Source organism: Pararhizobium arenae, from assembly GCF_001931685.1.
Classification (GTDB): domain Bacteria; phylum Pseudomonadota; class Alphaproteobacteria; order Rhizobiales; family Rhizobiaceae; genus Pararhizobium; species Pararhizobium arenae.
This window is the reverse complement of the sequence record NZ_MOOY01000001.1, coordinates 330,392-343,274: the sequence shown is the minus strand read 5'-3', so window position 1 is coordinate 343,274 and position 12,883 is coordinate 330,392. Positions and strand designations below refer to the sequence as shown.

Annotated in this window: 10 protein-coding genes; 4 read left to right on the top strand and 6 right to left on the bottom strand. The window is 58.8% G+C overall.

Annotated features, from left to right (window positions below):
• Positions 1-82: 82 nt before the first annotated feature.
• A complete protein-coding gene (locus BLX89_RS01715) occupies positions 83-910 on the bottom strand; it encodes a TolB family protein (RefSeq protein ID WP_075288914.1) in 828 nt (275 codons plus the stop codon).
• A 23-nt stretch (positions 911-933) separates the two neighbouring features.
• A complete protein-coding gene (locus BLX89_RS01710; protein WP_075289226.1) occupies positions 934-2,613 on the bottom strand; it encodes an NAD+ synthase in 1,680 nt (559 codons plus the stop codon).
• A gap of 409 nt (positions 2,614-3,022) precedes the next feature.
• Here BLX89_RS01710 and BLX89_RS01705 point away from each other — a divergent pair, with 409 nt between their 5' ends.
• The 4 genes from BLX89_RS01705 (at position 3,023) to BLX89_RS01690 (ending at position 8,631) form a co-directional block, all read left to right on the top strand.
• Positions 3,023-4,891: an LTA synthase family protein gene (locus BLX89_RS01705; RefSeq protein WP_245292743.1), complete on the top strand. Its 1,869-nt coding sequence runs from the start codon at positions 3,023-3,025 to the stop codon at positions 4,889-4,891.
• A 464-nt stretch (positions 4,892-5,355) separates the two neighbouring features.
• A complete protein-coding gene (locus BLX89_RS01700) occupies positions 5,356-5,778 on the top strand; it encodes a TadE family protein (RefSeq protein ID WP_075288913.1) in 423 nt (140 codons plus the stop codon).
• Position 5,779: 1 nt separating this feature from the next.
• Complete coding sequence (locus tag BLX89_RS01695; RefSeq protein WP_075288912.1) at positions 5,780-7,507, top strand: TadG family pilus assembly protein; 1,728 nt, start codon at positions 5,780-5,782, stop codon at positions 7,505-7,507.
• A 236-nt stretch (positions 7,508-7,743) separates the two neighbouring features.
• Positions 7,744-8,631: a helix-turn-helix domain-containing protein gene (locus BLX89_RS01690; RefSeq protein WP_245292738.1), complete on the top strand. Its 888-nt coding sequence runs from the start codon at positions 7,744-7,746 to the stop codon at positions 8,629-8,631.
• On the opposite strand, the gene BLX89_RS01685 is transcribed toward BLX89_RS01690, so the two are convergent.
• The 4 genes from BLX89_RS01685 to BLX89_RS01670 form a co-directional block, all read right to left on the bottom strand.
• Complete coding sequence (locus tag BLX89_RS01685) at positions 8,607-9,005, bottom strand: GFA family protein (protein WP_075288910.1); 399 nt, start codon at positions 9,003-9,005, stop codon at positions 8,607-8,609. The genes BLX89_RS01690 and BLX89_RS01685 overlap by 25 nt on opposite strands.
• A gap of 107 nt (positions 9,006-9,112) precedes the next feature.
• Positions 9,113-10,486, bottom strand: a complete 1,374-nt coding sequence (locus tag BLX89_RS01680; RefSeq protein WP_075289224.1) for a class II 3-deoxy-7-phosphoheptulonate synthase — start codon at positions 10,484-10,486, stop codon at positions 9,113-9,115.
• A gap of 161 nt (positions 10,487-10,647) precedes the next feature.
• Positions 10,648-12,036 carry a glutathione-disulfide reductase gene (gor, locus tag BLX89_RS01675; RefSeq protein ID WP_075288909.1) on the bottom strand — a complete coding sequence of 463 codons (1,389 nt, stop codon included), beginning with the start codon at positions 12,034-12,036 and terminating at the stop codon, positions 10,648-10,650.
• 265 nt (positions 12,037-12,301) lie between these two features.
• Positions 12,302-12,847 (bottom strand): DUF2059 domain-containing protein, encoded by a 546-nt coding sequence (locus BLX89_RS01670; protein WP_075288908.1) that lies wholly within the window; start codon positions 12,845-12,847, stop codon positions 12,302-12,304.
• Between the last annotated feature and the right edge of the window lie 36 nt (positions 12,848-12,883).

The following is a 12,883-nucleotide window of genomic DNA, read 5'->3' as shown; positions in this document are numbered from 1 at the left end:
AGCAATCAAAGCGGAAATTTCGTTTAAGCAAGCTGGTTTGAAATTGGTTAAAACCCGACGTTGCTTAAACGACACGGAAAGTTCAGGACGCAGGCGCGTAGCGAACGAAGGCGAACGAGCGTGCATCCGGTGCCCAGTTGGGCACATTGATCGTCCCCTGCCCGCCGAATAGAGGAAACAGGATGCGCGCATTGCCGCCATCCATATCCATAATCCGCAACCTTACATTGAGATCCCGCGGATGATCGAACACGTCGGCATCATAGGACAGAACCAGCAGATTGCGGCCATCCGGGGACGGATGCGGGAACCAGTCGCCATATTCGCTGTTGGTGATGCGTTGCACTTCGCTCGCATCGGGCCGCACACGCCAGATTTGCATGCGGCCCGTGCGGCTGGAATTAAAGTAAATCCAAGCGCCATCGGGGCTGTAGTCTGGCCCATCATTGCGCCCCTCGCCGAAGGTCAGCCGCGTTTCCTCACCGCCCTCCACAGGGATGGTGTAGATGTCGAAGACATCGTCGCGGATACCGCAGTAGGCAAGCGTTTTTCCGCCCGGCGACCAGCCGTGCCAATAGGATGGTGTCTTCGCCGTCACTTGGCTGGGCGCGCCACCACCGAGCGGCAGCGTATAGATCGTGGACGCGCCATATTCCGTCTTGTCGCTGATGACGATGGTTTTGCCGTCGGGTGAAAGCCCGTGATCGTTGTTGCACGCGCGCGCCAGCCCCGTATCGATCTGCACCGGCTCGCCGCCATCGACAGACAACCGGTAAAGCAAACCATCCGCATTGAGGATCAGCGACTTTCCGTCAGCCGTGAAGTTGGGCGCCTCGAACAATCTGTCCGTCTGCCAGACAACACGGCTTTCCTGGGTATCGAGCGAATAAATCTCGACTGAACTGCGCATAGTGTTCCTTTCAGCAACCGAGATCAGCGGTCGCGAAAACGGTTGGTGATCGGGTAGCGACGATCGCGGCCGAAATTCTTCTTGGTGATCTTCACACCCGGAGCAGACTGGCGGCGCTTGTATTCGGCGATGTAAAGCAGGTGCTCGATGCGGTGCACGGTTGCCTCGTCATGCCCGCGGGCAACGATTTCCGCGGTGCCCATCTCCTGCTCCACAAGGCATTCCAGAATATCGTCCAGCACCGGATAAGGCGGCAGCGAATCCTGGTCGGTCTGGTTGGGACGCAGTTCGGCCGACGGCGCCTTGGCGATAATGTTTTGCGGGATCACTTCGCCAGAAGGGCCGAGCGCGCCTGGCGGCACCGTCGTATTGCGCCAACGTGACAGGCCGTAGACCTGCATCTTGTAAAGGTCCTTGATCGGGTTGAAGCCGCCGTTCATGTCGCCATAGAGCGTCGCATATCCGACGGACATTTCCGACTTGTTGCCGGTCGTCACCACCATCGAGCCGAACTTGTTGGAGATCGCCATCAGGATCGTTCCGCGCGTTCGGCTCTGCAGATTTTCCTCGGTGATACCCGGCTCGGTTCCTTCGAATAGCCCGGAGAGCGCCTCGGTAAACCCGGTCACGGGCTCTTCGATCGGCACTATGTCGTAGCGGCACCCCAGCGCCTTGGCGCATTCCTCGGCATCCTTGAAGGATTCCGACGACGTGTAGCGGTACGGCAGCATCAGCGTGCGCACACGCTCCTCACCAAGGGCGTCAACGGCGAGCGCTGCGCACAGGGCGGAATCGATCCCGCCGGAAAGTCCGAGCACGACATTCTTGAAACCGTTCTTGTTGACGTAATCGCGGAAACCCAGCATGCAAGCGCGATAATCGGCCTCGTCCTTTTCGGGAATTTTCGAGAAAGGACCCGCTTCGCAGCGCCAGCTGTCGTCCTTGCGATGGAAGGTTACGACGGCAATGGCCTCCTCGAACTGGCTCATCTGGAAGGCCAACGACCTGTCGGCATTGAAACCGAAGCTCGCGCCGTCGAAGACGAGTTCGTCCTGACCGCCCAATTGATTTGCAAAGACCAACGGCAGCCCGGATTCAATCACCTGCCGCAACGCCACCTGATGGCGCACGTCAACCTTGCCGCGATAATAGGGCGAGCCGTTGGGAACGAGCAGAATTTCAGCACCACTCTCCGCCAGAGTTTCGCAGACACCGAGGTCGTTCCAGATTTCCTCGCAGATCGGAATGCCAAGCCGCACGCCGCGAAAATTCACAGGACCAGGCATGCTGCCTTCCGAAAACACGCGCTTCTCATCGAATTCGCCATAGTTCGGCAGGTCGATCTTGTCGCGCAGAACAAGAATTTTTCCATCATCAAGCACGGCGACGGAGTTGTGCCGTCCCGTTTCTCCCTGCCTCGGAAAGCCGACCACGACGCCGGGGCCGGCATCGGCCGTATCGGCGGCGAGCGCATCGACGGCGGCCTGACAGGCCTTCAGGAAGGCCGGCTTCAGCACGAGGTCCTCTGGCGGATAGCCGGAAATGAAAAGTTCGGTCAAAAGCAGCAGGTCCGCTCCCTGCCGAGCCGCATCCGCCCTCGCCTCGCGCGCCTTGGCGAGATTTCCCGTGACGTCCCCCACGGTCGGATTGAGCTGGGCGACGGCAATACGAAGCGTCGAGGAAATGATCTTTTGCGCGGTCATGGACGAGTTGCCTTCATTCATCACTGTATCGCGGCGACAAACCGCATCCGTTGTTTAGAGCGGTTCACGCGCAAACGGAACAATTTAGTTGCAGTCGCGCCATCGCAAAGGGTCTCCCGCGTCCGTCATAGCATGTGGCTGACGCGCGCCGATGTCGCGCTTGGCAGGCAGGCCTGAATTTATCCGCGGAAAGACCGTCCACATGGCGAAATATCGATAGCCGGCTGCGTTTTTGTGGAGATTGGAAATCATTCATGTTGCATTCAAGATGACGACTGTATGACAGTTTTGCGAAAGTTTTGTAATATTGGAGTAGGCCTTGGCCAGTTTCGAGACTGCAGTCGGCACTGTTGCCGCGCCGGGCACGGCGGGACTGGCGCCATCCTTCGGGATCGGCAAGGCGAAGCTATTGCAGGCCGTGCGCGCGCATGGCCGACGTTACGCTTTGTCGCTGCCGCTGTCGCTCGTTCTGGCCATTCTTCTTGTTTTCACGGTGGAATGGATTTCCCGCAGTTCGTTGCACGAGACCGTGCTCTACTTCATTGATCCGATGCGTCCCGCATGGACGACCGTCGGTGTCTTCCTGCTGGTCAGCCTTACTCTTGACGCGTTCTTTTCTCGCCAGCACATCGGCATGCTGGTCCTTGCGCCAATTGCCGTCGGACCGGCGTTGATAAGCCACCAGAAGCAGGTTTTTCTCTCCGACCCGCTCTATCCCACAGACTTTCTTTTTGGCCGCCAGATCATGGAACTGATGCCGGCGCTGGTGATGGACAGGCCTTGGACTGCGGTCGGCATCGTCGCAGGCCTTCTGCTGTCGATCGCGGCCCTTGGCTGGCTTGCCCGTTTTGCCTGGCGCCGCTTTCCGAAACTTTCCCGCAAGCCGCGCATCGCGCGTCTAGCCGTAACGGTGCCGCTGCTCGCCTCGTTCTACAACATCATGGACTACAACGACTTCTCGTGGTTGAGGGACCGTCTGAACGTCATTCCGATCATGTGGGACCAGACGGAAAACTACCGCCATAACGGCTTTGCCATGGCGTTTGCGTTGAACCTGCCAATGGCCAACGTGACGGCCCCCGCCGGTTACATGCTCGACGCAATCGAAAAGATCCCGGTGAAGCCCGTTCCGGCCGGAACGAGCCATCGCAGCAAGCCGGACGTGATCGTGCTGATGAGCGAGTCCCTTTGGGACCCGACCCGCCTGCCGAACATCAAGCTGTCTCCTGATCCGATGCCGACCATCCGCGAAATGCAGTCGGGCAACGTCTTCTCGCCGGAATTCGGTGGCATGACCGCCAATGTGGAATTCGAGGCGCTGACCGGTTTTTCCAATGCCTTTCTGCCCTATGGCAGCATTCCTTATCAGCAGTACATCCGCAATCCGATCCCGTCGCTCGCCACCTTCTTCCGCGGAGAAGGTTACACGGCCCGCGCGGTTCACCCCTTCCAGAAATGGTTCTGGAACCGCAGCGCCGTCTACAAGGCCTTCGGCTTCGAGGATTTTCGCTCGGAAGAGAATTTGCCGCCGATGCAGAAGCGCGGAATTTTCGCCTCGGATGAATCGCTGACCAAGGAAATCATCCGTCAGGCAGATGCGTTGCGTGACCCCTTCTTCTTCTTCACGGTGACGCTTCAGGGTCATGGGCCCTACGAAGCCAATCGTTACGCGAAGAACACCATCAAGGTGGAAGGCGACCTGCCGCCGGGCGATCGTCAGGTGCTCGAAACCTACGCACAGGGCGTCAAGGAAGCCGACGATAGCCTGAAGATGCTGATGGACTGGGCGAAGGAACGTGACCGCGAGACGATCATCGTCATCTTCGGCGATCACTTGCCGCCGCTCAACACCGTCTACACAAGCACCGGGTTCATGCCGGGCGTCACCGCCTCGCGCAAAGGGCCGATGGACCAGATGAAGATCCAGCACGAAACCCCGCTGGTCGTCTGGTCGAACAAGACCGGTCCCGTCAAAGATATCGGAACCATCAGCCCGGCTTTCCTGTCCTACAAGATCCTGCAACAGGGCGGCTTCGAACATCCCTATTACACCGGGTTTCTGGGCAACGTCTTTGACCGCTACCATGTCATCGACCGCTTCATGCTAATCAATGCGGCCGGCAAGGATACCTCCAACTGGTCGCGCCAGAAGACGATCCCGCCGCTGGTGCGCGACTATCGCTTTCTCCAGCACGACATGATGTTCGGCAAGCGCTACGGCACAGACCGCTTCTTCAGCTCGCATGAGGAACTCTTTCCGCAGCAGCCGGCAATGTGACCCTGCCTGATTTCCTCTGTGGATGAGCTCTTCGTCAGCTGATGGCGGAGGGCATTTTGCTTGGGCACGACTTGGCCGATTCCGCCTCAACCTGTCTGTCGATCGTTGCGTTCAGAAGGCGCTTCAGCTGGAGATCCGGAATGGTTTATGAAATCAGCTTAAAATCTGAAGTTGAACTGAAAGTGCCTCATTATGAGATCGATGTCGGGTCTCAGTGCGGGATCGCCGAGCTCCGCGAGCGCCAAGGCCCATCTGCAGCGACCGTACGATCACCACGATCCATCGAAAATCTATAATGATATTATTATCTTGTGCGAAAACGCCAAACCAGCAGCGGGGACGCGCCACCCTTACGGTAGCGACTGCGCATCATCTCAACCCGGAAGAGTATCGAAAACTTAACACATCAAGCGCACCCTATAGGTGCAAAGGAGAAAAATCGCCACTTAGCTAGGGAGGTACCGATGTATGCCTTTCCGCGATTGTTTTTCAGGAAAGAAGGGGCGGCTGCGGTCGAGTTCGCGCTGGTTGCACCGCTTTTCTTCATGACCGTGCTGACGATGATTGGCTATGGCGTCTATCTCAGCGCCAGTCATTCCCTCCAGCAGATTGCGGCTGATGCGGCAAGGACCGCCATCGCCGGTCTGACGGCAAACGAGAGGCACAGCCTCGCCGACACCTACATTCGAACGTCTATCACCGGATATGCCTTTATCGACGTCAGCAAGGTCAGCTTCGACGTGCAGGACGACGTCAGCAACATCGACCAGTTCACCGTCACCATTTCCTACGACGCCAGCGCGCTGCCGATCTGGAACCTTTTCACATTCGCGATGCCGGATCGGGAGATCACGCGCTATGCGACCATCCGCATCGGAGGTATCTGACATGCCGGGCCGCTCTTTAAACCGCATGATCAACGACAGACGCGGCAACATCGGCCTTTCCGCAGCCCTCGTTGCGCCGCTTTTCATCCTCTCCATGGGATTGGGCATCGACTACGGCTATCTCACGCTTCAGAAGCGCGAAATGCAGACAGTCGCCGATATTGCGGCCATCGTCTCCTCCTCGGATCTCGCGAATCTCGAAACGGCCGCGCGGAAGCATCTCAAGGCCAATGGGCTGGCCATGACGATTGCAACCTCGAAAGGCCTGATCGATGTCGATGGCCGCCCGGTTCTGGATCAGGTCGCGGCGCTCAAGGCGGGGGTGATGACGCTGACAAAAGGCCGCTATCTTCCCGACCCGTCGCTGGATGTGAACCAACGCTTCATTGCAAATGCAACGCCGGCCGATGCCGCGCAGGTCACGATCGAGCGCGAAGGTGAACTGCATCTTGCCGCCATGTTCAGCACACCGCCGACAATGCGCGTGACTGGCACGGCTGCAAGCGCGAAGCTCGCAGCGTTCTCGGTCGGCTCGCGGCTGGCGAGCCTGGACGGCGGCATCCTGAATGCCATTCTCGGGCAGTTGCTCGGCACGACGGTTTCGCTGAAAGTCATGGATTACCGTGCGCTTGCCGATGCGGACATAGACGTCCAGCCTTTCCTCAAGATCGTCTCGACACGCCTGCGGCTGCAAACCGCGACCTACGAGGACGTGCTGAACGCCGATCTCGCCATGCCCGAACTGCTGGCCTCAATGCGGGCTGTTGGCGGATTATCGAACACGGCGACGAGCGCATTGAAGGCGATCGATACGGCGCTTGCGCGCAATCAAAACACCATCAAGCTCGCGCAGGTGCTGAACATCGATCCGAAGAAGGATATCAAGGTCGATGCCGGATCGAACTGGAAAATGAAGATCAGCGCGCTTGAACTTCTTTCCGCGGCCGCGGCCATCTCGAACGGCGAAAACCAGATTTCCGTCAATGCGGCAACCGGTTTGCCCGGGATTGCAACCGCCAACATAAGTCTCGCCGTAGGAGAGCCTCCAGTCGAAACACCGGCACACCGGCTGGGCAATCCTGGTACTGCGGTGCGCACCGCACAAACCCGGCTGGCGGTCACGGTGGAAGTCAACGGGCTTTCCGCGCTGGCGGGACTGCGCGTCAAGCTGCCGCTTTATGTAGAAGTTGCCCATGCGGAGGCGCGACTCGCCGATATCAGGTGTTATGGCGGTAGCCCCACAAATGCCGGCGTCACGATCGAAGCCGTACCCGGCGTCGCCGAGATCGCGATCGGTACGGTCGATCCTTCCGCTCTCTCCTCCTTCGGCGAGAAAGTGCGCGTCGGCAAGGCGAAGCTGATCGATTCTTCGCTTTTGCGGGTATCCGGCATCGCGCATGTGGAGGCGCAGAACATGCAGCCGCAACGGCTGACATTCAGCCCGTCGGAGGTCGCATCGAGTGCCGTGAAGTCCTTGTCCACCCGCGATACTCTGACATCGACCACGCAGAGCCTGCTGAAAAATCTGGATCTGGATATCCAGGTGCTTTTTCTGAGTATCGGCAGTCCGAAAATCGTTCAGGCGGCTCTGGCGGAGACCCTCGGCGCGATCACGCCCTCAATCGACACCTTGCTTTACAACGTCCTTCTCGCTGCAGGCGTGCGGGTGGGAGAAGCCGATATCAGGGTGACGGGCGTAAATTGCCTGCGTCCGGTGCTGGTGCAGTAAACCGCGCAAAATCTTTTTGTTTTCCCTGTAACTTTGCGAACAGATTGAAAGGCTGAAGCGTTATAGAGTTGCGACCAGAATGCAGGTGAGGAAATGATATTGCGCCGAGGTACGCCTCGACCTCTTCATTTCACCGGGCTTGCCAAACTATATGGACTGCAACGATCATGACATTCGCCCCGTCGAGAACCGCCCGGCAAAAAGCGCAGATATCTGCCATCACGTCCGAAATGCTCATGGCTCACCCGGCCTATTTTTCCGTGCTGAAGCAATCTGCGCGCCATCTGGTCGGGCTTTACGATCTTTTCCCCCGCGTCGCGCGTCTTGTTTCCTCGCAACAGAAATGGCTTCTCAGCCAATCCGCCTACGCCCTTCATCTGGAACGGGATCCCGACGATCCGCTGAGCGGCATCACCGCGGCTCGGCTTCTCGACATCATGGTGAAGTTCGGCGCTGCGAGCCGCAACACCGCCACCGCATTTCTCGCGGAGATGCTGGCCTACAAGCTGATCCGGGACGTTCCCGGCAACACCAATCGGCGCTCGCGCCCGCTGGAACCGACCGAGATCAGCGCCGATGCCATGCAGAAGTGGTTCCGCGGACAAATGCATAGCCTGGATTTGCTGGACGCTGGAGACCGCATTGCCAAACTTGATGCCGACCCGACGATTTTCGATCGTGCGCAGCCGGTTGCGGCCAAGAAACTGATAGAGAACAAGGGATGGCGTGACCCCCCGGCGTGCATCGCCGCATTTGTCTGGATGGAGAATGGCGGACTGCTACTGGACGATTTCATGTCACGGATCATCGTTACCGGTGCCGCGAGCCCGACATACGAGGTGGAAAATCTCAGCTTCTCCGAGCTTTCCACCCATTACGGCCTTTCGCGAACGCATATACGTCGTCTCTTCTCGCGGGCTGAGACGGAGGGCTGGATAAGGCGACAGGAAAGCGCCGGCCGCAAACGCCGGCTTTGGGTGTCACCTGTGCTCGTCAAAGCCTATATGGAATGGCAGGCAATCAAAATTTCGACGCTCAGCCAAGCGTTTCTGGCCGCCGCGACCACCGAGCGAAAACGTCCTTCAGAGCCGCGGCTTGCTCAACTGCTCGAACCGGCCAGCTGAGGCGCGCCGTCGTTGATCTCGTAGAAGTCGGCCTTGTCGGCGCAATAGATGTGAATGCCGATCTTCAAGCCTGTCGGCTGATCGAAGCTGCCGGCCATGATCGAGGTGTGCTTGCGGCCGTCCGCTTTCCAGAAGAGGGCTGACCCGCAAATCCGGCAAAATCCCCGGCCGGCCTCATCGCTGGCACGATACCAGGTAACGTTCTCCCCGCCTTGGACGCGAAGCCGGTCATCGGCCACGTTGGTCGCGGCATAATGCAGTCCCGTCTGCCGCCGGCACTGGGAACAGTGACACGCGATGACCTCACGCAACGGCCCTTCCGTCTCAAACCGAACGGCACCGCAGAGACATCCGCCCCTATGCACAGCTTCCATAACCCCTCCCCGACAGATGATCTCACATGAAAAAGCCGGGCCAACATCAAGTGTCAGCCCGGCCCTGTCAATTTCATTGGCTTCAATCGTTAAATCAGCCCGGCTGATCAACCATTGACGACCATGCGCTTCTCATCGCGGCCACCCTTCATGCGCTCGGCAAGAAGGAAAGCGAGTTCAAGCGCCTGATCGGCGTTGAGGCGCGGGTCGCAATGGGTGTGGTAGCGATCAGCCAGATCAGCACCCGACAGCGCACGCGCGCCACCGGTGCATTCGGTCACGTCCTTGCCGGTCATCTCGATGTGGATGCCTCCCGGATGCGTGCCTTCGGCGCGATGGATCTGGAAGAAGCTTTCGACTTCCGACAGGATACGCTCGAACGGACGGGTCTTGTAGTTGTTGAGCGTGATCGTGTTGCCGTGCATCGGATCGCAGGACCAGACAACCTTGCGGCCTTCACGCTCGACGGCGCGAATAAGACGCGGCAGATGCTCGGCAACCTTGTCGTGGCCGAAGCGGCAGATCAGCGTGAGGCGACCGGCTTCGTTGTTCGGGTTGAGAAGGTCGATAAGCTCGATCAGGCCATCAGCCGACAGCGACGGGCCGCACTTCAGACCCAGCGGGTTCTTGATGCCACGGCAATATTCGATGTGAGCGTGATCGGGCTGGCGCGTACGGTCGCCGATCCAGATCATGTGGCCGGACGTCGCATACCAGTCGCCCGAGGTCGAATCGACACGCGTCAGCGCCTGCTCGTAGCCGAGCAGCAGCGCCTCATGGCTGGTGAAGAAATCCGTTTCACGCAGGTTCGGATTGCTCTCCGGCGTGATACCGATCGCCTTCATGAAATCCATGGTCTCGGAAATCCTGTCGGCAAGTTTGCGGTAACGCTCGGCCTGCGGGCTGTCCTTGACGAAGCCAAGCATCCACTGATGCACGTTATCGAGATTGGCGTAACCGCCCATCGCGAAGGCACGCAGGAGGTTCAGAGTGGCAGCTGACTGGCGGTAGGCGTCAAGTTGACGCTCCGGGCTTGGAATACGGGCCGCCTCGTTGAACTCGATGCCGTTGATGATGTCGCCACGATAGCTCGGCAGCTCGACGTCACCCTGCTTCTCGATATTCGATGAACGCGGCTTGGCAAACTGGCCGGCGATACGGCCAACCTTCACCACCGGCTGCTGTGCGCCGAACGTCAGGACGACGGCCATCTGAAGGAAGGCGCGGAAGAAGTCACGGATCGTATCGGCGCCATGCTCGGCGAAGCTCTCGGCACAATCGCCGCCCTGCAGCAGGAAGCCGCGGCCTTCTGCTACGTTTGCCAGGGAGCTTTTCAGGCGGCGGGCCTCACCGGCAAACACCAGTGGCGGATAGGTTGCGAGCTGGGCTTCGGTTGCAGCAAGTGCTGCCAAATCCGGATATTCCGGTACCTGCTGGATGGGCTTCTGCCGCCAGCTGCTCGGGTTCCAAGTCTGTGCCATCATACTCACCTGTTCATCCACCGGTCTTGCTGCCGGTACTGGGTAGCTTAAAGTCCCGGGCTTATAGACCTTGTGGGGTCGCTTGTATAGTCAAACCGGCAATACCATGCGAGGCGTACGGCTACGCTTGTTTTCGGATGAGCGAGTGAAACCGGCGCGTTCTACTGCCGCTCCCCGTTCTTGATGCGGTAGCTCGGGTTGTACATCGTTACCAGCTCCTCGGACGCGGTCGGATGAACAGCCATCGTTCGATCGAAATCGTCCTTGGTCACACCCGCTTTCAGCGAGATGCCGAGAAGCTGCGCCATTTCGCCCGCATCGTGACCGAGGATATGCGCACCGACAACCTTCCGGTCGGCAGCATTGACGATCAGTTTCATGATCATCTTTTCAGAGCGGCCGGACAGCGTCGCCTTCATCGGCCGGAATTCTGCACGGTATACTTCCAGATCCGCAAATTTCTTTGCGGCATCCTCTTCCGTCAGGCCAATCGTGCCGATCTCAGGCTGCGAGAACACCGCCGTCGCGATCATCTCGTGATCCGGTGAGGTCGGGTTGTTGCGGTACTCCGTCTCAATGAAGCACATGGCCTCGTGGATGGCGACGGGGGTCAGCTGCACGCGGTTGGTCACATCACCCAGCGCGTAGATGCCCGGCGCACTGGTCCGCGAAAACGCATCGACCACGATGGCCCCCTGGCCGTCGACGTTCACGCCAGCTTTATCGAGACCAAGCCCTTCGGTGTTGGGAACGCGACCAAGGGCCAGCATGACGTGATCGACCGTCAGCGTGCCGTGGCTTTTGGTTTCGGCGACACGGCGACCGTCTGCATCCTTGCTGATGGATTGCAGCACATCCTCGCACAAAATTCTGATGCCTTTGGCTTCCATTTCCTTGTGCAGCCCGCGGCGCAGATCGTGATCGAAACGGGACAGAATTTCCTTGCCGCGATAGATCAGCGTCGTTTCCACCCCCAGCCCGTGAAAGATGTTGGCGAATTCAACTGCAATATAGCCGCCGCCGGCGATCAGGATCGATTTGGGCAGTTCCGGAAGATCGAAGGCTTCGTTTGAGCTTATGCAAAGCTCGTAGCCGGGAAGCGAGGCGTGCGGCGTCGGATGGCCCCCGACGGCGATCACGATGCGCTCGGTCGTGACAACCCGGTCATCGTTCAGGAGACGAATGCTGTTTGGTCCCTCAATGACGGCGCGCGAGTTGAAGATATCTGCACCGGCATTATCGAGCCCTTTGCGGTAGAGCCCTTCCAGCCGGGTAATTTCCTTTTCCTTGGCAGCCGTCAGCGCCTTCCAGTCGAAACTGCTTTCCCCTACCTGCCAGCCGAAGCCCTTGGCATCCTCGAAAGCCTCGGAAAACTGCGAGGCATAGACGTAGAGTTTCTTCGGCACGCAGCCGCGAATGACGCAGGTGCCGCCGTAACGGTACTCTTCGGCAATACCGACCTTCTTGCCAAGCGACGCGGCCACGCGACCGCTGCGCACCCCACCGGAACCGCCACCGATCACAAAGAGGTCGTAGTCATAAGATGCCATGTGCATAAACTCCCGGACGGGTCAGAGGCTGGCGGCAGATCGCAGATGCGAACACCGGAATGATCGCTTGCTGCCATAAAGACGAGGACTGGCCTCCCGCAGCACGCTGTCGTGAAGATATAGGATTGCCAGATCACGCTGCAAAGATCGAGCCGACAAAGGTATGAACCTCCACACAGGAAAGAGCGATCTTTGAGGCAACACAAACGACAAAGGCTGCGCGATGCTTTCGCGCAGCCTTGAAACAAGATCCTGAAAAAGACGATTATTGAGCCGGCTGTTCGACAGCGGGGGCTGCCTCGGTCTGCGGTACAAGCGTCGCCTCCAGCTCCTTGGAAGTAGCCTCATTCAGGTCCCGGGAAATTCCCGCGGCCCAGATATCGGCAGCCTTGAGCATTTCGCGAGAGGCGATGGGACCGTTATTGAGCAGCTTTTTGCCCGCTTCGGAGCTGTAGAATGCCGCAATCGCGTTCAGCTCGTCGATCGTGAAGGTCTTGGCATAGATCGCGGCCGCCTCGCGCTCAAGGTCGGCACGACGTGCAGCCAGCTCAAGGGCCTTGTCATCAACGGTCTTGTTGATCAGTTCCTCGTAGTTCGGCGAAGCCTGGATCAGCGACGTCTTCACGCGCGCGGCGAGGTTCGGCAGGATGTTGTCGAAATTGTTCGTGGCGCCGATTGCGGTGATGGCAGCGCGCGCTGCCTTCATCTGCTCGTCGCTGACATCCTGTGCCTTGAGGACAGGCACCATAACGGCAGAAAAGATGACGGCGGCGGCACCGAGAGTACGGCCAAGGCCAGCAAGTTTGATCATGTCTTTAACGCTCCTGTCAGGTAAGACGATGGCTGC

What these genes read in the sequence shown, in the direction of transcription:
- BLX89_RS01690 (WP_245292738.1), top strand. Translation starts at nt 7,744, where the DNA reads ATGGCTCACCCGGCCTATTTTTCCGTGCTGAAGCAATCTGCGCGCCAT.
- BLX89_RS01700 (WP_075288913.1), top strand. Translation starts at nt 5,356, where the DNA reads ATGTATGCCTTTCCGCGATTGTTTTTCAGGAAAGAAGGGGCGGCTGCG.
- BLX89_RS01710 (WP_075289226.1), bottom strand. Translation starts at nt 2,613, where the DNA reads ATGACCGCGCAAAAGATCATTTCCTCGACGCTTCGTATTGCCGTCGCC.
- BLX89_RS01685 (WP_075288910.1), bottom strand. Translation starts at nt 9,005, where the DNA reads ATGGAAGCTGTGCATAGGGGCGGATGTCTCTGCGGTGCCGTTCGGTTT.
- gor (WP_075288909.1), bottom strand. Translation starts at nt 12,036, where the DNA reads ATGGCATCTTATGACTACGACCTCTTTGTGATCGGTGGCGGTTCCGGT.
- BLX89_RS01695 (WP_075288912.1), top strand. Translation starts at nt 5,780, where the DNA reads ATGCCGGGCCGCTCTTTAAACCGCATGATCAACGACAGACGCGGCAAC.
- BLX89_RS01670 (WP_075288908.1), bottom strand. Translation starts at nt 12,847, where the DNA reads ATGATCAAACTTGCTGGCCTTGGCCGTACTCTCGGTGCCGCCGCCGTC.
- BLX89_RS01715 (WP_075288914.1), bottom strand. Translation starts at nt 910, where the DNA reads ATGCGCAGTTCAGTCGAGATTTATTCGCTCGATACCCAGGAAAGCCGT.
- BLX89_RS01680 (WP_075289224.1), bottom strand. Translation starts at nt 10,486, where the DNA reads ATGGCACAGACTTGGAACCCGAGCAGCTGGCGGCAGAAGCCCATCCAG.